We start from the raw sequence: 18,179 nt of genomic DNA, 5'->3' as shown, positions 1-18,179 counted from the left end.
AACCTCGTGGCGGGTATCAGACCGCCAGTGTCGCGAGAGCAACGCCGAAAAAGTCGCGAGTTTGCCCCTCTAAAGGGCGTGTACCGGCCCGGTTCCCGCCCAGGACGGGCGTGAATCACCAGCCCAGAGAGTAGTAGCGCGATGATACTGATCCCTTCTTCCAGTCGGGATTCCAGGCATGAAATACGCGCTCGAGCACAGGGGCGGTCGCACCCTGCCAGTCGATCCGGCCATTTATCTCAAGGCCATCAAGGCCCGCCTGGCTTGCGCCCAGGCGCAAGGTGCCAGGAGCATCTGGATCGACCACCGCGACGGGCTGTGGCATGGCAAGGCGACCCATACTGCGCTGATCAGCGCCCTGGAGCAGCTTGCTGCAGAAGGGTACGGATTGAGTTGGGACGAGATGCGCGGCATCCAGATGCTTCGGTTGGACGTCGATCCGAAAGTATCTCTGGCGCCGGCGGCCGTCCGCAGCGCGCTGGGCCTGGTCGAGACCTGGGACACCACTCCCTTTAAAGCCCCGGAGCCAGTGGCTCCGCCGGTGAGCCATGGCAGCCAGATGGGCGACTACCTTCTTTTCCTCGCGCTGATTGCATCCCTGGCCGGCGCCCCCTTCGGGTTGGCACGTATGCTCGACGCGCCTACACCGGGCCCCTGGCTACTCGCCTTCTACTACGGGGTGTTTGGACAGACCCTCTACACCTGGGGCTCGGTTCTGGTGAAGGGCTTCCTGGCTGCGGAACGTTCGCGCCGGCACACGCCGCCGGCCTGATACGCCCCCGGCGCCTGTCGAAGGCGCCCGGTGCCGGCGGCTGGCTAGATGTCCTCTTGACGTCGCGTGCTACCGGAATGACAGTCAGCGGCCCACGTTTCGGAGGGTGAACATGACTCAACCTCGTGCACGGGCATTGGGCCCAACAATCGATGGGCCAGCGCGCGCTCGGTCGGCGCCGACGGCGGATCACGATGCGCACGCGTTGGCCCGGCAGCTCCTGGCAGAGCTCACCGGCACGCCTGGTGAGCTCCAGGCCGAGCTCGATGCAGCATCTCGGGCAACCCCCGAATCCCCTACCAAGAAGGGCGTGAATCGCCGCTTGCGCTAAGGGCGCCAGCTGCACACTAGGCCGACCGCCCGGGTCGACGCCTTTGCTGCCAAGTGGGAAAGCGCGTTGATCTGGGACGGACCACTTCTATCGAGGACGGCCCCATGCTCGACCTGTACAACATGATCGGTGCACTGATCCCCACGGCTGGCCCCACCAAGGCCCATCCAGATGACGCTTACCGTGAAGGCTATGCCGCCGCGATTGACGACGCGTTGAAGAAAGTCGACCAGGCACCTGACGCATCCACGGCCGCGATCGCTTTCGCGCTGGAGACCGACGAGGGCATGACTTTCCTGCGGTGCTGGAATGAAGGCGACTTCGACGCCATCCGCCGCGAGTGGCCGGAAGCGCCGGATGACGTCTTTGAGGGCGCCGATCCGCTGTTCAAGCGAACGAGCTCCCAACTGCCGGCCGGCTAGCACCCCGACGCACGAGGCAGCCGCTAATGCTCATTCATCTGGTACCGCGGTTCCTGACCTGTCCGGTTTCGGGGCCGCACGTCCAACTGATCGACCTGCGGATCGACTCCATCGGCCTGCTCCTGCGTGATCGGGTGGACCTGGCCACGCGCCGGCCGATGCCGAACAAGCGCATGGCGATCGGCTGCAGCAAGCGTGGCCGCCTGGCGCGGGTAGGTCTGCTGATCGATACGCTCCGGCCGGCCCAGCCATTCACCGTGGTGTATCGCTGGGCGGTAGCGGCGGAGCAGCTGATCGTGCATCGCGTGCACTATGAGCTGCTGGGCGAGCCCGACGCCTACCAAGTCGTCTCAGACAAGATGGCGACCTGGCCGCAGCGGCCGATGGAGTACCAGGATTCGATCCCAACCTTTTTGCAGCCGCGGCTGGAGGCGACGTGCCTGACGCCCCGCGACAAGGTCGTCAACCAGCAAGTAGGAAGCAACGGGCTGCTGCTCGAGCGCGAGGAGTCGTTCCAGGTCCCGCTGCTGGACTGCGGTGATTGGTTCAAGCGGCTGAACGAGTCCCTGGGTGATCGGGCGCCGCGCCTCGCGGACGTCGTGGCCTGTCCGCTCGATACCGCTGACCAAGGGATCGATCCCTATCCCCTTGCTGGTGGTGAGGACTAGGCCAGAGAGCCGGCGAAAGATTCTTTCGCTCCCTGGATACCGCCTGGCCGGACCTCTGCTGCCGCTACGCCTTTGTAAGATTCTTACACGGCGAAACCGCCTATAGCGTGCCACCGTGCATAGGTGGCCTAGGCCTCGGCCGCCTGGCGCAACCGCGCGAAATTGCCACTGGACCGCACCAGCTGCCTGAAGCGTCTTTTGAATGCCAGCCGCGTGAAGGCCGGCGCCCAGGGCACTATCTGGTTGGGAAGCGGCTGGATCCCCTCGAGTGACGGCCATGGGGGGCCTGGGGGTAGCAGGTCGCGGCGCTCGGTTGCCATCAGCACCAGGTCTGCCTCCTTGATGCTGGCCGGCATCTGCGCAGCGATCTCGAAGCGCGCTGCGATGGCCATCCAGATCCGCGCCTCGATTGCCTTGAAGCCTGGCAGCAGGTCCTTGAGTGGACTCACCATGTCGCCGACGTAGGCCTCGGCGGCATCATGCAGCAGCGCGTGAAGCGCGTCCGCCGGCGGTACCAGGTGGCTGGCCAATACGCTGTGCTGGCCAACGCTGTAGTGGGTCTGGGTGTAACCCGCGAATCTGCAGATGTTCGCCAGTGCATGGGCGATGTCATCCATCACCACCATGTCGGCTTCAGGCGCCAGCAGGTCAAATTGCTTTCCAGACTGGGTGAGGATCCAGCTTGCGCTCATTCGCTACTCCGGTGAGGCGAAGGTCTAGGTAGTGGCCACCGTAACCCATCTTCATCGACGCGCTAGCGCCAATACCGCCTGCGGCGGGGCCTCAATAGCGAGGAGCGCTCCTCCGCACGCGCAATTCTCTACGCCGCGGGATCGTGGACCACAGCCGACGCTCAACCGGCGAGCTGGGCGCAGCGCAGTGCCAGCTTGTGGTGGTAGTCGGCACCGGTGCAGGTGCGCTCCAGGCGGATAACTTCGTCGAGCGCCACGTCGCGCCCGCTGCACTCAGCAGCGGCCCGGGCCAGCGCTGCGCACATTCGGACGACATAGCCGGGCGCGAGATATCTCGGATCGCGGGCGAGATCACCCTCCGCGGTACCGCGTGCTTGGAGCGCCCGCTGGATGATTCCTGCAAACGGTTCATAGTCCATCTGGGGCACGATTTTCTCCTTTAAGGGTTTCCGCGTAGCGTAGTGCGGTCTGAACGAGACGACGGCCGCCGGCGGCACGTGCGGCCTTCTGCGTTTTTCCGATCACGCGGCGAAGGCCATCGCGCGCGAGTTTTAGACTGGTCGCCTCAGCGTCGGCGGCTTCGAAAAGCGCGTACAGAATACCGTCGGCTTCCTGCAAGGCATCCAGGTCCTCGGCCGACACGTAGATCGTTGCGCCGCTCATGGCTGGTCCGCCCGGGGGCTCTGGGCTGTGTTCATCACTAAGCGGCGACGGCGCTGCGCCGCCTCCACCGTTGCGCCTTGAAATGAGTCGTTCACGTCGTTCTTCTCCTGAGCAAAGGGTGTTGCACCGATCGGCCAGGCGGCGCTGCCACCGGCCGGATCGGTGACTTGACGCTACGCCGCAGCTGTTCGCCGCGGAGTCGCCACTGCGGCGCGCCAGGGGTCGTTGGCCCGGGCAATGGCCGCCATGTGCGGCGGTGAGACGCTGTTGCCGCACATGTGGACCTGCTCGGACTTGGTGAACGGCTTGCCGTCGTGGCCAAATTCGATCTGGTAGGAGTCGGGGAAGCCCTGGGCGCGGTACAACTCTCGCGGCTGCAGCATGCGCAGGCCGATGTCGACCACAACGTAGGGGATGCCTTGGATCGTGACGGTGACGAGCGCAAGGCGGTCCTTCGTGGTGACAGTAGGGGAGGGCTCATCCGGCCGGCTCGTGTTGTCCGCACCGTAGTAGCTCATCAGGAATGCGGCGACGCGCAGGCCACCGGCTTCGACCTCGGGCGAGAGCTGCAGCTCGACTACCGAGGTCTTGCCCCCGCCGCCGGCGGTGATGGTCGGTGCCGGCTCGTCGACGCGTTGGCCAACGGAGCCGCCGAACTGCCGGGATAGGAAGGCGGTGACCGCGCCGTGGTGCTGGCCGGAGGCGCTGATGGTGTGCAGCGGTTCCTCGAGGGAGCGGGCATCGCAATTACCGCGCAGATGAGCGAGGGTGGCCGCCGGCCGCCTGGCTGTGGTGGGTGCAGTCGGGCGACATGTGAAACCAGCCCACCCGGCGGCCGCCGCACTCGGTGTCTGGGTCGCCCTCGAAGACATCTGTGGTGAAATGCCTAGCCGCCGGATGGTTGGCGGTGTGCATGCTGATGGCTTTTGCAGAGTGGTTCTTGGCCACGGCGACCGGGCGACCCAGAGCGTGAGAAGCCAGGGCCAATCCATGGCTAGCTGCCGGCAAAATGCGGTGAATGTGCCGGAGTCGACGAAGACTTTACCGCCCTGTCCAGGTGGTCAGGTAGGGCCCGCAGCTGCTGCCTGAGCATCACTTGATCGGCGACGACCCCAACTGCTATCCCAACGTCGAGTGCGGCTTGAAGGTCGCTGTCGGCAGGAAAGCCAGAGTGGAACGCGATATTCCAGGTGAAAGGGGAGGACATGGTCGGCGACTCGCTTAAGAAAATGCCTACCCTGTCTGCCTTTTGAAATACGCAAGTCACAAGCGCACTAAGCGAGGCTCTAGGGTCTGTACGAAAAGTCGCCGAGCGAAGGTCAGGCTGCGTTAAAATTAGCTGGATCGCCAGTCCGGCCAAGGTAGCGCCGTCGGAATGCTCATTGATCATTCGTAAACCCGCTCTCGAGCCCGGTCGAGCGCGAGTCCGATCCGCTTCTTCAAAGATCATTACCTTGCCTGACCTTCGCTCGGCTACTGTTCAGACACGCCCTAGTGGCTAGTGTCGACGGTGGAGCAGGTGATGGCGAGCACCTCGGCGAGGGGGTTGCCGTCACGCAGTCGTTGTAGCAACTGCGGCTCGGCGGCGTCCGTCGCGAGCGCCGCGATAACGGTCGCGGCCAGGTCGGCACTGGGCGATAGGAACAGCACTCCGTTGTCGTCGCCCAGTACTAGGTCGCCCGGCCGGACCTTGACGCCAGCGCAGTGTATCTCGACTCCAAAGCGGCTGGTACCAAGGTCGCGCAGCTTGGTTGTACACAGGCTGGTACCGTAGGCGAACACCGGCAGGCCGAGATCGACAAGTTCGCGGCTGTCGGTCACCAGGCCGTCAACCACCAGGCCATGGGCGCCCGCCACTAGGGCCGCGCTGGCGGTGACCAGGCCGATGCAGGCATGGCGCCTGTCGCCGCCGGTGGCGATGACCAGGACCTCCCCAGGCTGTAGGCGAAGCAGCGCGTGGTTGACCGCGCAGGCATCGTGATCGGCCAGTTGCAGGGTGGCGGCGCGGCCCAGTAGGCGCCGGCCGGGAGTTTGCTGGCGTAGCAGCGGATCGGCGAAACCCTCCTCGAGTACGTGGCCGAGGGTGGGAAAGCTGACCTGGGCGAGGTCGGCGAGCAGGGCGGCCACGTCGCTCATGGCGCCTCCCGCACTGCGGCCACGCAGTCGATTTCGAGGGCCACGCCCCAGAGTTGCACGCACACGGTGGTGCGGGCCGGCGGAGCGTGCCCGAGCAGTTCGCGGTAGACGGCGTTGAAGGGTTCGAGCTGGGCGGGATCGGTGAGGTAGGCGTTGACCTTGACCAGGCGATCCAGGCCGGAACCGGCGGCTTCGAGCACGGCGCCGAGATTGCGCAGTGTCTGGCGCACCTGGTCGCTGAAGTCGGCGGGGATCTGTCCATGGGGGTTGGCGGGGATCTGCCCGGCGGTGAACACCAGATGGCCGGTGACGACGGCCTGGGAGTAGGGACCGACCGGTTGCGGGCCGGCGAGGGCGGCAGTGATGCGTTGCATGGCGACTCCAAGGGCCCACTTGGGGCGGGCCAGGTAGGGGATCAGGCGCGGGCGTCGAGCGGGCGCTTGAAGGTTTCGGTGAGCAGGAGCAGGGCCACCAGGGACACGCCGGCCGAGGCCATCAGGTACCAGGCGACCGAAGAGCCCTTGCCCGTGGCGGAGAGCAGGGCGGTGGTGACGATGGGGGTGGCGGCGCTGCCGAGCAGGCCGGAGAGCATGTAGGCCACCGACAGCCCGGAATAGCGTACGCGGGTGCCGAACAGCTCGGCGAGGAAGGTGGCGATGGGGCCATAGTTGGCGGCGAAGGCGGTCATCAGCAGGCAGTAGCCGAGCAGGGCCAGGCTCCAGACGTGGGTGTCCATCAGCCAGAACAGCGGCAGCGCCACCAGGGCCTCGCCCAAGATGCCAGCGACGATCACCGGCTTGCGGCCGATGCGGTCGGACAGCGCGCCGAACAGCGGCAACAGGGCGATGCAGAGCAGGCAGGAGAGCAGCACGATGGCGAGCATGGCGCTACGGGTGAAGCCCAGGGTCTGGGTGCCGTAGGTGAGGCCGAAGGCGACGATAATGTTGAAGGCGGTGCCGGTGGACAGGGTGGCGACGCCGCCCAGCAGCACCTGCCAGCCGTGGTTGCGCAGCACTTCGAGCAGCGGGATGCGCGACACCTCGTGCTGGGTGGCCTGGCGTTCGAAGGCGGGCGTTTCGGTGATGTTGAGGCGGATGTACAGGCCGACCACGATCAACAGCGCACTGGCCAGGAACGGCAGGCGCCAGCCCCAGTTTAGCAATTGCTCGTCGGACAGCCCGCTGGCGATGAGCAGGAACACCAGGTTGGCGATCAGGGTACCGGCTGGTACGCCGATCTGTACCCAGGAGCCGTATAGGCCGCGTTGTCGCGCGGGTGCGTGCTCCACCGCCATCAGCACCGCGCCGCCCCATTCGCCACCCAGTGCCAGGCCCTGGATGATACGCAAGGTCAGCAGCAGGATCGGCGCCCAGACGCCGAGGGTGGCGTAGGAGGGCAGCAGGCCGATGAGAAAGGTGGCGCCCCCCATCAGCAGCAGCGACACCAGCAGCATGGATTTGCGTCCCAGGCGATCGCCGAAGTGGCCGAACAGCGCCGCGCCGATGATGCGCGCGCCATAGGCCGAGGCGAAGGTGCCAAAGGCCAGCAGGGTGCCGACCAACGGGTCGAAGCCGGGAAAGAAGATTTTGTTGAAGACCAAGGCCGAGGCCGTGGCGAAGACGAACAGGTCATACCATTCGATGGTGGTCCCGATGACGCTGGCGACGGCGACGCGCTTCATGTCTGTGGGGGCCTGCGCGGGCAGGCTCTGGCTGGAGCTAAGCGTGGTGGTGGTCACGGTGAATCCTCCGGGCATAGGGGTTGGCGTTGTTGTCTTGGCAGGAGGCAAGGGCGTGGCGCCAGGCACCACGCCAGGCCGCGCCCGTGGCCGGGGCGGAGGGTGTTGTTTATTGGCGCGGGATCAGTGCCCCGCTTGCGCCAGGACGGCATTGAGCAGCACGGCGGCGCCCTGGGCGATGTGGAAGGGCTCGGCCCACTCGGCTTCGTTGTGGCTGAGGCCGTCGCGGCAGGGGATGAAGATCATGCTGGTTGGGCAATGACGGGCCAGATGGATGGCGTCGTGGCCGGCGCCGCTGATGATCTCTTGGTGTCCATAGCCCAACCCCTGCACGGCGTCGCGCACCGCCTGCACGCAGTCGGCGGCGAAGGGCGTGGCTGGACTCAGCCAGTGGCGCTCGATGGCGAGCGTCAGCCCGCGACGGGTGGCGATGGCGGCCAGCCGTTCGCGGGCGGCGACTTCCAAGGCGGCCAACTGGGCGTCGTCGGGATGGCGCAGGTCCAGGGTCCAGTCCACTTGGCCGGCGATGGTGTTGCGCGAGGATTGGGCGATGTCCACCTGTCCGACCGTGACCAGCCCGGCGGGGGCGAACTCAGAGGCCAGAGTTTCCAGCGCCGCGAGCATTTCGCCGACGCCGAACAGGGCGTCCTTGCGCATCGCCATGGGCGTGGTGCCGGCGTGGGCCGGGGTGCCGCCGACGCGCACGTCGAGCCAGCAGATGGCCTGACCCCCAGTGACTACGCCGATTGGCAGGCCAGCGGCTTCCAGCACCGGCCCCTGCTCGATGTGCGCCTCGAAGTAGGCGGCCAGCGGCCGCTGCAAGGCTCGCTCGCCGGCTTCGCCAGTGCTGGCCAGGGCCTGGGCGATGCTGACGCCCTGGCGATCCTCGGTGGCCAGGGCGCGCGCCAGCGGCAGCGCCCCGGTGAATACCGCCGAGCCGAGCATGGCCGGGGTGAAGCGCGCGCCTTCCTCGTTGGTCCAGACGGCGATTTCTAACGGCAGGCGGGTCTCGAGGTTTTCCTCGTTCAGACGGCGGATCACCTCCAGGGCGGCGAGCACGCCAAAGATGCCGTCGAAGCGACCGCCCTTGGGCTGGGTGTCCAGGTGGCTGCCCATCACCACTGGCGCCGCGTCGGCGTCGCGGCCTTGGCGACGGGCGAAGAGATTGCCGATGGCGTCGCGCTGCACGCTCAGGCCGGCGGCTTCGCACCAGGCGACGAACAGCGCCCGGCCTTGGCGATCTTCCTCGGTGAGCGCCAGGCGGCTATTGCCGCCGCCGGCGGTGGCGCCGATCGCGGCCATCTCCATCAGGCTATTCCAGAGGCGTTCGCCGTTGACTTCGAGCATGAAAAATCTCCTTTCAGGGCGCGCGACCTAGTAGCCGAGCGCGGGATCGACGGTGTGCAGCAGGGGCTCGCCCGCGGCCAGGCGCCGGGTGTTCTCGGCGACCTGGGTGGCGATGCAAGGGTAGGACGCGGCCGAGGCCATGTGCGGGGTGACGGTCACGCCCGGCAGGTGCCAGAGCGGGTCGGTGGCGGGCAAGGGTTCGTGGGTGAACACATCCAGCAGCGCGGCGCGTACTTGGCCTTCGCTAAGCGCCGTGGCCAGCGCCTGGGCGTCGAGATGACCGCCACGGCCGCCGTTGACGATCACCGCGCCGCGCGCCAGCCGGGTGAAGGTGGCGTGGCCCAGGATGCCGGCGGTGGCCGGGGTCAGCGGCAGCAGGTTGATTAGCAGATCGAGACCGTCGAGAAAACGGGACAGCGCGGCGTCGCCGGCCTGGCAATCTACGCCGCGCAGGTACTTGGGCGTGCGTGCCCAACCGCGCACGGCATAGCCGGCGTCGGCCAGATCCTCGGCCACGGCCGCGCCCAGGGAGCCCAGGCCCATCACTCCGACGCGGTAGTCGCCGGCCGGCACCTGGGGTGGGCGGCGCCAGGTCTGGCTGGGCTGGTGCGCGAGCACCTGATCGAAACCGCGCTGGTAGTGCAGGACCGCCCAGCGCATGTATTCGAGCATGCCCTGGCGATGCGCCGGATCCACCACACGGCAGACCGGCAGTGCCGGATAGGGGCCGGCGGCGACGAGGTGCTCGACGCCCGCGGCCACCGAATGCACCAGTTGGAGCCGTGGGAGCGCGGCGAGACTGCCGACGGGGGGAAACCAACAGGCGGCGACAGTCGCCGTGCTCGCGCGGGCATCGTCTTGCGTCACCACCGTGAGCTGCGGGGCATGGGCGGCGAAGGCGGCCTGCAATTCACCGATGAGGTCGGCGTCTCTAGTGAGCAGGACGACGGTAGTCATGCGCAGTAGTCCTCGCGCTGATGGGCGATCAGACTCAGCGCCGCCGTCCAGGTGAGGCAGACGATCTCGGCGGACTCGTCGCGCTCAAACTGTTGCGCCACCAGGTGCCGCACCGTCTCGCTGGGATAGACCAGCGGGGTGCCGCCAGCCAGCGCCTGGATCTGCGCCTGGCAGGCACGTTCGAGGAAGTGGATCTGATGGAAGGCCTCCGCCACGCTGCTGCCACCCGCCAGCAGGCCATGGTTGCGCAGGATCATCGCCTTGTGCGGTCCTAGGTCGGCGATCAACCGCTCGCGTTCGTCCAGCGACAGGGCGATGCCTTCGTAGGTGTGGTAAGCCAGCTTGCCGTAGAACTTCAGGGCATGCTGGCTGATGGGCAGCAGGCCCTGCTCCTGGGCTGCCACCGCCATACCGGCGGCGGTGTGAGTATGGATCACACAGGCCATGTCAGGGCGCGCCAGGTGGATCGCCGAATGGATGACGAAGCCTGCCGCATTCACCCGGCGCGGGCCGAAGTGTTCGTCGACCACCTCGCCATGCTCGTTGATCAGCACCAGATCGGAGGCCTTCATGTGATCGAACAGCACGCCATAGCGATTGATCAGGAAGTGATGTTGCGGACCGGGCAGGCGCAGGGTGATGTGGGTGTCGATCAGATCGGTCATGCGGAAATGGGCGACCAGCCGGTACAGCGCTGCGAGTTCGCAGCGGGCGGTCCATTCGGCATCGGTCATGGTGGAAGGCTTGTTCATGGTCACTCCAGGGCTAGACAAAGGCGAGCCTGCTCAGGCCACGCGCGGCAGCGTAGCCGGCCGTCTGGTCTCGTCGCGCAGACGGGCCAGGCCGATTACGCCGATCAACGACAAGGCACAGGGCGCTGAAGAACAACGCCAGCGGCAGCCACTGCCCGGCGTATTGCTGCGCCAGCAGGGTGCCGATCAAAGGGGTGGTGCCGCCGGCCATGGCGCAGATCAGTTGGTAGGCCAGCGAGATTCCGGAGTAGCGCAGCTCGGCGGGAAAGGCTTCCGCCAGGTATCCGGCGATCACCGCATAGAGCGCCGACAGGGTGACCACGGCCAGGGCGATGCCAGCGGTCATCGCCACCAGGTTGCCGGTCTGCACCAGCAGGAACATCGGATAGGGCACGGCGATGCAGGCCAGGGCCACCGCGCGCAGGAAGCGGGCGGTGCCGATCCGCTCCGCCCATAGAGCGGCGAGCGGCTGGGTAAGGAACTGGCAGATCGTCACCAAGAACAGGCAGTCCAAGATGGTGGTGCGAGCGATGCCCTGGTACTGGGTGACGTAGGAAATCATGAAAGTATTGGTGAAGAAGAAGCCGGCCGAGCCGATAGTGACGGCGGCGGCGCCACAGAGGATCTGCCGCCAGCAGCGGCGGATCACCTGGGCGACCGGCTTGTCCACCTTGCGCCCGGCGCGTTCTAGCGCCGCGAACTCGGGAGACTCCTCGACCCCGCAGCGAATCAGCAGGCCCACACACATCAGCACGCCACTGGCCACGAACGGTAGGCGCCAGCCCCAGCTATGAAAGTCAGCCGGGTCCAGCGAACTGACCAGGCGAAAGGCGATCAGCGCCAGCAACAGCCCTGCGGGGCTGCCGAGCTGGGCGAAGGAGGCAAAGAATGTCTTGCGTCCGGCAGGAGCGTGCTCGCTGGCCATCAGCACCGCGCCGCCCCACTCGCCGCCCACTGAGATGCCCTGGATGAAACGCAGGGCGACCAACGCGATGGGTGCCCAGATTCCGGCGCTGGCGTAGGTGGGGAGAAGACCGATGGCAGCAGTAGCTAGGCCCATCAGCGTCATGGTGAACAACAGCATCCGCTTGCGGCCCAGGCGATCGCCCAGATGACCGAAGACCATGCCGGCCAGTGGCCGGGCGACGAAGCCCACGGCGAAGGTGCCGAAGGCGGCCAGAGTACTCAGTGCCGGATTGTGGCTGGGAAAGAACAGCGGACCCAATACTAGTGCGGCCGCCGTGGCGTAAATGTAAAAGTCGTAGAACTCGATGGTTGTGCCGAAAAAGGCGGACGCGGCGGCACGGCGGGATTGCGGCGAACGAGACATACGAGAGGCCCTGTTGTTGAAATCGTTATACGAAACCGGCGACGGCACGTGGCCCGGCGAGCAGTTTCTAGGCAGGTATGGTTGGCAAGGCAGATCACGGTAGCGCTCTGGGGCGCTTCCCATCGTTATCGCGCCAGACCTAGAATTAGTCAATTTTCTAGTTTTAATGTCTGGTATTAGAGGATCTAATATGGGAGAGATATTTGATCAGCGACAGGCCATCCACAGCGATCCCCGGCGCGTGCTCAATGATCGGCTGGACTGGAGCCTGTTGCGTACCTTCCTGTTCATTGGCCAGGAGGGCAGTATCAGCAAAGCGGCGGCGCGGCTGTACATTACCCAGTCGGCGGTCAGCCAGGCGCTCAAGCGGCTCGAGGAACAACTCGGCGCCACCCTGATCTTGCGCCGGGGCCAGCGCTTCGACCTGACCGGGACCGGTGAGGAAGTCCTGCGGATCGCCGCTGACATCTATGGCAACGTCTCGCGGATCGGTGCGGCCCTGGGCGAAGAGCGCGATAGCGTAGTGGGCAAGGTCCGCTTGCTCAGCGTCAGCCGTGTCGAGTCATCCGCCTACGATGGCTATCTCGCGGAATTCCACCGGCGTTTTCCACGCGTGGAAATCGAGGTGGAGGTCTTGCGCAGCGCGGACATCCTCAGCGCCCTGCAACAAAGGACCGCCACCTTGGGGCTGGGACTGTGCCGCCGTGTGCCGCCCAGGCTGGAGCAGCGGCGCCTGGTGCCGCAGCGTTACGCCTTCTTCTGCGGTCGTCCACATCGCCATTTCGGTGTGAAGGGGCTGACGGTGGACGACCTGCGTGGGGAGTCCTTCGTCAGCTTCACCAGTGACCAGATCGGCGGCAATCTTTCCCCGCTGGCGATTTTTCGTGATCAGCAGGGCCTGGAAGGACGGGTAGTGGCGTCTTCCTCCAGCGTCGACGAGGTGCGCCGGCTGGTATGTGCCGGTTTCGGGATCGGCTGCCTGCCCGAGCACCTCGCCGCCGACGATGTGGCTCGTGGCGTGCTCTGGCGCCTGCCTCCGGATGACGGCGTGATCGACGCCGACATCCATGTGCTCTGGAACCGCGAGCAAAAGATGAGTTCGGCGGAATTGGCCTTTCTCGAAGGACTCGCGGCCTTGGCTGATCCGACGTAACGGACCGCTGATAAACCCGTGTTGACGAGAAGCAGCGCCTTGGATTGCCCTTTTAAAGTCCAAACCGCGGCTTCTAGGGAATTGCCATAGCAGCCTACTAAAAGTGCCAAACGGAACGTCCGGATCATTAACGAGAAAATATTACGCGTACCTGCGGAAGAAGCGGCTAAAGCCGAGACGCTTCAGGTGACGGTGGAAGCGCTCTTCCCGGAGCGTTATGGCGTACCGTGGTCGGAGGTCGCACAGCAGGCCTTCGATGCGCTGCTCGAACAGCTGAGCGGCGCCACAGCAGCACAGGCCGGTATGGAAGGCTTCGGGAAGCATGTCGCCCAATGGGAGACGCGCCCGCAGCCTTTGCAGGAATGTCCTCGCACTGAGCCAGGCCGGCTTCGTTGGATCAAGGCAAGGCTGCAGCAGCGGCAGTTCGTCCTCGAGCACCTTGCCCATCATGCCAGTGTGACGCGGAAGGTCTTCGATAGCCTCGGCCGTTTGCCGCATGTCGGCCTGCAGTCGCTCATCGCGCGCTGCCTCGGAGTGTCACCCCGCGAGCTCTAGCCGGAGCGATATGGCCGCGATGGGCGAGCGCTTGGCAGTGACACCCCTGATGGTGAGCGCCAGGAACGCCAGGTTCCGGAAGCGTCGCGCTTGAGTCTGGGTACCGGCCTTTGGCTCAGCTCATCATCAACACCTTGTTCGGTCAGACCGAACACCCTGAAAGGGTCAGCGCACGCTGACCCTTTTTTTTGCCTCGCGATCAACGCAGATGCCTTTCGTCTCGCCAGGCACGCACCGGTTGCCAGCAGGCCGGCCGGTTTAATACTGTATAAAAGAACATCCCCATGGGACCTGTGGAGATGGCCCGCACCCCACCGCCGGCATTGACGCCCTATGACCAGCTTGCCGCTAGGGTTCATAGGCAAGTCATGAGCGCGCCTGGCGTCCGAGAAAAGCACGTCCACGTTGAACGACGCGACGCGAGAGATCAGGACTGGGACCAGCTGCTCGAGGCGATCAGCGAGATGGAGGGCGTCATCATTGCCCACCGCGATGACGGTAGCGTCGACCTGTTCTGGAAGGTCAGCTACGACGACTTCTGAGTGATCGTATGACGCACTGGAAGGTTCGACCCACAACCGCGCTAGAATCGGCGTTTGCAATTTTCGAAAGGCATGGAGACTAGGTTCCAGTTACCTGCCGAGATCCAAACGATGACCTATAAAGTTTGCAAAGTGAGCACCGCGGCCACGGACGCGCCAGGCGTCTACAGCGTCCTGTTCAATGGTGACGACCGCTTTTTCCGCCGGATCGAGGTCCACCTGAGCCGAGACCTCGGCGACAACGTGCTCGACTTCATCGAGCTCTACGGCTTGTGGTGCGCCCTGGTGCAATTCGAGCTGGCCGGGCACCAGCGTAACTGCGGAAACCTGAAGCTTGTGGTGTCACGCGGTGCGGTGAAGCGCCTGTTGCTCTCAGACAGCTCCAAGGGCGAGCTCTACGAGACGTCGAACGCGCTGCGCACCCAGTTCTTCGGCCTCAGCGGTATCAGCGTCGAGAAGAACAAGCCCTGGACCCGTGGGGATCACCAGGCCTTCTGCGTTAAGTGGGACGGAACGCCCCCTCCGCAACCGTCGGTAGAGAACCCGGTATTCGGCAAGATCTATCTGACCCATCACACCCTGGTCGAGTACCTGGACGAGACGAAGGGTGAGTGCAAGCCGGAGAACGTCTTCCCGCGGCTGGCGCGGGTGGTCCGTGACCTGAATCGCGAAGTGACGCTCCCTGCCGAGGTACTTCGGCATAAGCAGCATCGCCACGCAGGTAACCAAGACGGCGTGCGGTACCTTGGCAGCATGGCGGGCTGGCAGCTCGTGACGAGGCCCGCGCTGGACCGGTCCGGTCTGCTAGCGATCACCGTATACCAGCGACAACAGATCTGAGGTCCCAATGTCCCACCGGCTGAACAGCTACATCGCGCGGCTGCGCACCGAGCTGATGAGCGTGCTCATGATGGCGGAGCCGGAAGTCTGGGAGCAGGTGCGCAACGCTTCACCTGAGGCGCAGATTGACGCGTTGTTCAAGAGCTCTGCGATCAGGCGCTTTATTTGCGAGCACGCGCTGGGGCAGGCTGGGTACGAGAAAGACGGGATTGTTCAGCGGCTCCGCAACGGTGTGCTGTACCAGCTGGAGCGCCTCTCGATCGACTGGGATCAGAATGGCTACCCGGCGAACGTATTGCTCTTCGGCCGCCCCCTCTCGAACACAGACGACGCCGCTGCATTCTTGGGCCGAATCAGCGATTTCGTGAGCGTCCCTGCTGGCATTCCAATTTCAGGACCTGAGATCTTGGATCTGGTGAAGTAGGGCCACATTTCGCCCGGAGAATTGGGGAGCAGCTTAGCTATTGCCCCGCTTCAGAGGACCGCGATGCTATCGGTGGAACTCAGATATCTGCTGATGATCATGCTCGAATCCCATGGTGGGTGGACCCACTCACCTGTCCCTGGCGCTGAGCCTGCGGCTGGGAGGCGGGGGTGCTTGCGGCTCCTTGACCGATAAGGTGGCAGCAGCCCATCTGGAACGCAGCGTGGCCAACGGGTCAAACAAGGTGGCGCGGCCAACAAGGCGGCTGCACCAGGTTAGATTTCCCGGAGGCGACAGGGCATGTGCAGTCACTATGAGGCGCCGACGCCGGCGCGGTTGAAAAGCGCATTCGGCGCTTCCGTCGACGAGCAATACCAAGGCGAGCTCTGGCCCCTCTACATGGGACCCTTCGTTCGGCTGAACCCAGCCGAGGCGCAGGATGACGGCGCACCGGAGTACGACATATCGGTAGGCCAGTTCGGCTTGCTGCCTGGTTGGGCAAAGGGCAGAAAGCTCGGGCGCAGCACCTACAACTGCCGCTCCGAAACGGCTGCCACAAAGAACTCCTTTCGCACCGCCTGGAAGAGGGTCCAGCACTGCATCATCCCTGCAGCAGCGATCTATGAGCCCGACTGGCGCAGCGGGAAGGCTGTGCCCACGCGGATCGAGCGTGCCGACGGCGGCCTGATGGCGATCGCTGGGCTGTGGGAGGAATGGAGCGATCCAGATGGCAAGGGGCGCTTCAGCTTCACCATGCTGACCGTCAACGCTGACGATCACCCCTTCATGAAGAACTACCATCGGCCTGAAGATGAGAAGCGGATGTTGGCGATACTGCCGAATGGCTCGATCAAGGAATGGCTGCAGGCGCCAGCCGAAGCAGCGAGCGAGTTCCTTCGTCAATATCCCTCAGATCGCCTGCGCGCCACTTAGGTAAGGGCTGGGTCGACCGCCGCTGCTTCGATTGGAATACCTTCTTGGATAGCCTACTTGCGGCCGCTCAGCGGACCGGCTTTCCGCTCCTGCTGGTAGATTGATGCGAAGCACGGCGGTACTGGCGGCGTTACAGTTGCACCGGGGCCGAGGTCATCCGCATGCAACGTGCGCGCGAGGCTGACGCGGCGCTGTACAACGGCGTTGGCGAGCCGCTGGTAGCAGAAGATGGTGGAAGCGGGGGACCGACCCTCGCCTAACCCAGACCGGCCGTTACCGGTGTCGCCCAGCGTGTAGCCTAGAACTGGTCTTCTGCGGCACGCGTGCGAGCCAGCTTTTCACGCCCGCTCTAAGTATCTAAAAGCGCGCTGCAGGCCAATTATTCCCAACCTCGCCGACCTCGCGCGCTTGCGCAACAGGTAATTTGCTGTTCTTATTGTCCCGTGTCCTAGGACTTGGGACAAGTAGAGCGAGCAAAAAATGAAAGGTCAAGACGTAGGCGTGATGCTCAGACTCGTATGTCTGCAAAAACACGAGGCGAGAGACAAGGTTGTAGCGACGTGGCCACACGATTGGCGCGACTGGCACCATAATGAGGAAGATGCCGCCTTCTCGTATCAACCGGATTTCGATCTCGACGATATGTCACCAGGCGCCTCCTACTACACCGCACGCGCGTTGGAGGAACAGACCGGGATCAGCAAATCACAGATCGCCCTGGCTCTGAAGCATTGCGTAGAGATCGGCCTAGCTAGGGTGGATGTGCGCTCTCAGCTTCCCCGGGTCAACACCCAGGCTCTATTAGAGTTTCTCGTCTATGGACTGCGGTTCGTCTTTCCAGCTCGGTACGGCGAACTGACCAGAGGCATTGCGACCGGATTCGCCGCTCCTGTCCTTTCGCGCTCACTGATCAGCAGCGGTGAACATATCCCGGTGTGGCCATATGCCCGAGGGAAAACGATGGGAATGAAAGTTGAACCACTCTTCAAGACCGCAGTGCTAGCAGCTCGAAAGGATCCAGAGATGTACGCGTTGTTGGCGCTAGTGGATTCCATTCGTGTTGGCCAACCACGGGAGCGAAATTTGGCTATTGAGCTTCTGCGCGAACGCCTGGAGATGACATGAACGTCTTTCCGATTTTGAAAGAGATGATATGCAAGGTGGCGCACGCTCTAGGGCCTGATTTGTGCGAAGACATGACGTTCGTAGGAGGGTGTACAACCGGTCTACTGCTCACAGACGAGTTCATTCGCGATCAAGTGCGGGCTACGGATGACGTCGACTTGATCGTACCCGTAATGGGAGCGATTAAATATTTAGAGCTACAGAACCGCCTGCGAGCGTCTGGGTTTAGGACGCCCCACCTTGCGAAGCAAAACGTTCCAATTTGCACGATGATGCTTGGCGACCTCCGCGTTGATTTTATGCCGGCCGACGACTCACTGGGATTTACGAATCGCTGGTACCAAGATGCGATCAAGAGCTCAAGTCGATACCGATTGGACGAGCACACTTCAATCAAACTGGTCAATCCGGTGTACTTCATCGCGACCAAACTCGAAGCATGGAAGGGCAGGGGAAATGGAAAGCCGGTCGCCAACCGGGACCTAGAAGACATCTTTAATCTTATTGAGGGCCGCGAAGAGCTTTTGGATGAGATCCAAGAGGCAGGTGACGATGTTCGAAATTACATTGCTGCCGAGATCGGCCTTTTATTCAGCGACTGCCCCCAATTTCCAGAGGCCATCAGCGACCAAACCAGAAACGATCCCGAGCGTGAAAGATTGCTGTACGAGCGTATGCGAGCCTTGATCGGGGAAGTCGGCTGATGCACGTTACGTGGCAGAGCCGCCAAGGCGTAGGGCGCAGCAGCAATAACGATGCTGCTGCGGTAGGGTATACAGAATATGGCGTAATGGCGGTA

Annotated in this window: 20 protein-coding genes and 2 pseudogenes; 11 read left to right on the top strand and 11 right to left on the bottom strand. The window is 64.1% G+C overall.

Annotated elements, in window-relative coordinates; genetic code table 11:
* Positions 1-178 precede the first annotated feature (178 nt).
* From C722_RS0100960 to C722_RS25390, 3 genes are all read left to right on the top strand, one after another.
* Positions 179-772, top strand: coding sequence for a hypothetical protein (locus tag C722_RS0100960; protein ID WP_017638713.1), 594 nt, complete (start codon positions 179-181; stop codon positions 770-772).
* A gap of 435 nt (positions 773-1,207) precedes the next feature.
* Positions 1,208-1,525: a hypothetical protein gene (locus C722_RS24445; protein WP_017638712.1), complete on the top strand. Its 318-nt coding sequence runs from the start codon at positions 1,208-1,210 to the stop codon at positions 1,523-1,525.
* Between the two features lie 26 nt (positions 1,526-1,551).
* Positions 1,552-2,193 (top strand): DUF6012 family protein, encoded by a 642-nt coding sequence (locus C722_RS25390; RefSeq protein ID WP_017638711.1) that lies wholly within the window; start codon positions 1,552-1,554, stop codon positions 2,191-2,193.
* A gap of 128 nt (positions 2,194-2,321) precedes the next feature.
* On the opposite strand, the gene C722_RS0100945 is transcribed toward C722_RS25390, so the two are convergent.
* The 11 genes and pseudogenes from C722_RS0100945 to C722_RS24435 form a co-directional block, all read right to left on the bottom strand.
* The gene (locus C722_RS0100945; RefSeq protein WP_007162819.1) at positions 2,322-2,885 is read right to left on the bottom strand and encodes a hypothetical protein; all 564 of its coding nucleotides are present in this window, start codon (positions 2,883-2,885) and stop codon (positions 2,322-2,324) included.
* Positions 2,886-3,046: 161 nt separating this feature from the next.
* Positions 3,047-3,304, bottom strand: coding sequence for a hypothetical protein (locus tag C722_RS0100940; RefSeq protein ID WP_178121687.1), 258 nt, complete (start codon positions 3,302-3,304; stop codon positions 3,047-3,049).
* Positions 3,294-3,548, bottom strand: coding sequence for a hypothetical protein (locus C722_RS0100935; RefSeq protein ID WP_017638710.1), 255 nt, complete (start codon positions 3,546-3,548; stop codon positions 3,294-3,296). The genes C722_RS0100940 and C722_RS0100935 overlap by 11 nt, the downstream gene beginning before the upstream one ends.
* Positions 3,549-3,721: 173 nt before the next feature.
* Positions 3,722-4,324, bottom strand: a pseudogene (locus C722_RS0100930) (DNA cytosine methyltransferase); the annotation flags it as partial.
* A gap of 715 nt (positions 4,325-5,039) precedes the next feature.
* Positions 5,040-5,684 (bottom strand): RraA family protein, encoded by a 645-nt coding sequence (locus C722_RS0100920; protein ID WP_007162830.1) that lies wholly within the window; start codon positions 5,682-5,684, stop codon positions 5,040-5,042.
* A complete protein-coding gene (locus C722_RS0100915; protein WP_007162831.1) occupies positions 5,681-6,058 on the bottom strand; it encodes a RidA family protein in 378 nt (125 codons plus the stop codon). The genes C722_RS0100920 and C722_RS0100915 overlap by 4 nt, the downstream gene beginning before the upstream one ends.
* A 41-nt stretch (positions 6,059-6,099) precedes the next feature.
* Complete coding sequence (locus tag C722_RS0100910; RefSeq protein WP_017638709.1) at positions 6,100-7,365, bottom strand: MFS transporter; 1,266 nt, start codon at positions 7,363-7,365, stop codon at positions 6,100-6,102.
* 180 nt (positions 7,366-7,545) lie between these two features.
* Positions 7,546-8,769 carry a Zn-dependent hydrolase gene (locus C722_RS0100905; RefSeq protein WP_007162833.1) on the bottom strand — a complete coding sequence of 408 codons (1,224 nt, stop codon included), beginning with the start codon at positions 8,767-8,769 and terminating at the stop codon, positions 7,546-7,548.
* A 27-nt stretch (positions 8,770-8,796) separates the two neighbouring features.
* The gene (locus C722_RS0100900; RefSeq protein WP_007162834.1) at positions 8,797-9,726 is read right to left on the bottom strand and encodes a glyoxylate/hydroxypyruvate reductase A; all 930 of its coding nucleotides are present in this window, start codon (positions 9,724-9,726) and stop codon (positions 8,797-8,799) included.
* Positions 9,723-10,478 (bottom strand): class II aldolase/adducin family protein, encoded by a 756-nt coding sequence (locus C722_RS0100895; RefSeq protein WP_007162835.1) that lies wholly within the window; start codon positions 10,476-10,478, stop codon positions 9,723-9,725. Before C722_RS0100895 ends, C722_RS0100900 begins: the two co-directional genes overlap by 4 nt.
* A 33-nt stretch (positions 10,479-10,511) precedes the next feature.
* Positions 10,512-11,808 (bottom strand): annotated as a pseudogene (locus C722_RS24435) (MFS transporter).
* A 190-nt stretch (positions 11,809-11,998) separates the two neighbouring features.
* Here C722_RS24435 and C722_RS0100885 point away from each other — a divergent pair.
* From C722_RS0100885 to C722_RS0100850, 8 genes are all read left to right on the top strand, one after another.
* Complete coding sequence (locus tag C722_RS0100885) at positions 11,999-12,961, top strand: LysR family transcriptional regulator (protein ID WP_007162837.1); 963 nt, start codon at positions 11,999-12,001, stop codon at positions 12,959-12,961.
* A gap of 192 nt (positions 12,962-13,153) precedes the next feature.
* Positions 13,154-13,516 carry a hypothetical protein gene (locus tag C722_RS26390; RefSeq protein WP_169887012.1) on the top strand — a complete coding sequence of 121 codons (363 nt, stop codon included), beginning with the start codon at positions 13,154-13,156 and terminating at the stop codon, positions 13,514-13,516.
* Positions 13,517-13,815: 299 nt separating this feature from the next.
* Positions 13,816-14,058 (top strand): DUF1654 domain-containing protein, encoded by a 243-nt coding sequence (locus C722_RS0100875; RefSeq protein ID WP_231893056.1) that lies wholly within the window; start codon positions 13,816-13,818, stop codon positions 14,056-14,058.
* 111 nt (positions 14,059-14,169) lie between these two features.
* A complete protein-coding gene (locus tag C722_RS0100870) occupies positions 14,170-14,898 on the top strand; it encodes a hypothetical protein (protein WP_231893055.1) in 729 nt (242 codons plus the stop codon).
* Between the two features lie 7 nt (positions 14,899-14,905).
* Positions 14,906-15,322, top strand: coding sequence for a hypothetical protein (locus C722_RS0100865; protein ID WP_007162841.1), 417 nt, complete (start codon positions 14,906-14,908; stop codon positions 15,320-15,322).
* Positions 15,323-15,622: 300 nt separating this feature from the next.
* Positions 15,623-16,255: an SOS response-associated peptidase gene (locus C722_RS0100860; protein WP_007162842.1), complete on the top strand. Its 633-nt coding sequence runs from the start codon at positions 15,623-15,625 to the stop codon at positions 16,253-16,255.
* Positions 16,256-16,735: 480 nt separating this feature from the next.
* Positions 16,736-17,380 carry a hypothetical protein gene (locus tag C722_RS0100855; RefSeq protein WP_007162843.1) on the top strand — a complete coding sequence of 215 codons (645 nt, stop codon included), beginning with the start codon at positions 16,736-16,738 and terminating at the stop codon, positions 17,378-17,380.
* Positions 17,377-18,084 carry a nucleotidyl transferase AbiEii/AbiGii toxin family protein gene (locus C722_RS0100850; RefSeq protein WP_007162844.1) on the top strand — a complete coding sequence of 236 codons (708 nt, stop codon included), beginning with the start codon at positions 17,377-17,379 and terminating at the stop codon, positions 18,082-18,084. Before C722_RS0100855 ends, C722_RS0100850 begins: the two co-directional genes overlap by 4 nt.
* Positions 18,085-18,179 lie beyond the last annotated feature (95 nt).

The sequence above is a fragment of the Pseudomonas sp. 313 genome, assembly GCF_000316965.1.
GTDB lineage: Bacteria > Pseudomonadota > Gammaproteobacteria > Pseudomonadales > Pseudomonadaceae > Chryseomonas > Chryseomonas benzopyrenica.
The sequence above is the reverse complement of the archived record's forward strand: the minus strand, read 5'-3'. Positions and strand labels throughout refer to the sequence as shown.

Bases quoted from the DNA above. Each gene is read 5' to 3' on its own strand.
- C722_RS25390 (WP_017638711.1), top strand. From the start codon at position 1,552: ATGCTCATTCATCTGGTACCGCGGTTCCTGACCTGTCCGGTTTCGGGG.
- C722_RS0100935 (WP_017638710.1), bottom strand. From the start codon at position 3,548: ATGAGCGGCGCAACGATCTACGTGTCGGCCGAGGACCTGGATGCCTTG.
- C722_RS0100865 (WP_007162841.1), top strand. From the start codon at position 14,906: ATGTCCCACCGGCTGAACAGCTACATCGCGCGGCTGCGCACCGAGCTG.
- C722_RS0100895 (WP_007162835.1), bottom strand. From the start codon at position 10,478: ATGAACAAGCCTTCCACCATGACCGATGCCGAATGGACCGCCCGCTGC.
- C722_RS0100860 (WP_007162842.1), top strand. From the start codon at position 15,623: ATGTGCAGTCACTATGAGGCGCCGACGCCGGCGCGGTTGAAAAGCGCA.
- C722_RS0100900 (WP_007162834.1), bottom strand. From the start codon at position 9,726: ATGACTACCGTCGTCCTGCTCACTAGAGACGCCGACCTCATCGGTGAA.
- C722_RS0100875 (WP_231893056.1), top strand. From the start codon at position 13,816: ATGGCCCGCACCCCACCGCCGGCATTGACGCCCTATGACCAGCTTGCC.
- C722_RS0100910 (WP_017638709.1), bottom strand. From the start codon at position 7,365: ATGAAGCGCGTCGCCGTCGCCAGCGTCATCGGGACCACCATCGAATGG.
- C722_RS0100850 (WP_007162844.1), top strand. From the start codon at position 17,377: ATGAACGTCTTTCCGATTTTGAAAGAGATGATATGCAAGGTGGCGCAC.
- C722_RS24445 (WP_017638712.1), top strand. From the start codon at position 1,208: ATGCTCGACCTGTACAACATGATCGGTGCACTGATCCCCACGGCTGGC.
- C722_RS0100885 (WP_007162837.1), top strand. From the start codon at position 11,999: ATGGGAGAGATATTTGATCAGCGACAGGCCATCCACAGCGATCCCCGG.
- C722_RS0100945 (WP_007162819.1), bottom strand. From the start codon at position 2,885: ATGAGCGCAAGCTGGATCCTCACCCAGTCTGGAAAGCAATTTGACCTG.
- C722_RS0100855 (WP_007162843.1), top strand. From the start codon at position 16,736: ATGAAAGGTCAAGACGTAGGCGTGATGCTCAGACTCGTATGTCTGCAA.
- C722_RS0100870 (WP_231893055.1), top strand. From the start codon at position 14,170: ATGACCTATAAAGTTTGCAAAGTGAGCACCGCGGCCACGGACGCGCCA.
- C722_RS0100920 (WP_007162830.1), bottom strand. From the start codon at position 5,684: ATGAGCGACGTGGCCGCCCTGCTCGCCGACCTCGCCCAGGTCAGCTTT.
- C722_RS0100905 (WP_007162833.1), bottom strand. From the start codon at position 8,769: ATGCTCGAAGTCAACGGCGAACGCCTCTGGAATAGCCTGATGGAGATG.
- C722_RS0100915 (WP_007162831.1), bottom strand. From the start codon at position 6,058: ATGCAACGCATCACTGCCGCCCTCGCCGGCCCGCAACCGGTCGGTCCC.
- C722_RS0100960 (WP_017638713.1), top strand. From the start codon at position 179: ATGAAATACGCGCTCGAGCACAGGGGCGGTCGCACCCTGCCAGTCGAT.
- C722_RS0100940 (WP_178121687.1), bottom strand. From the start codon at position 3,304: ATGGACTATGAACCGTTTGCAGGAATCATCCAGCGGGCGCTCCAAGCA.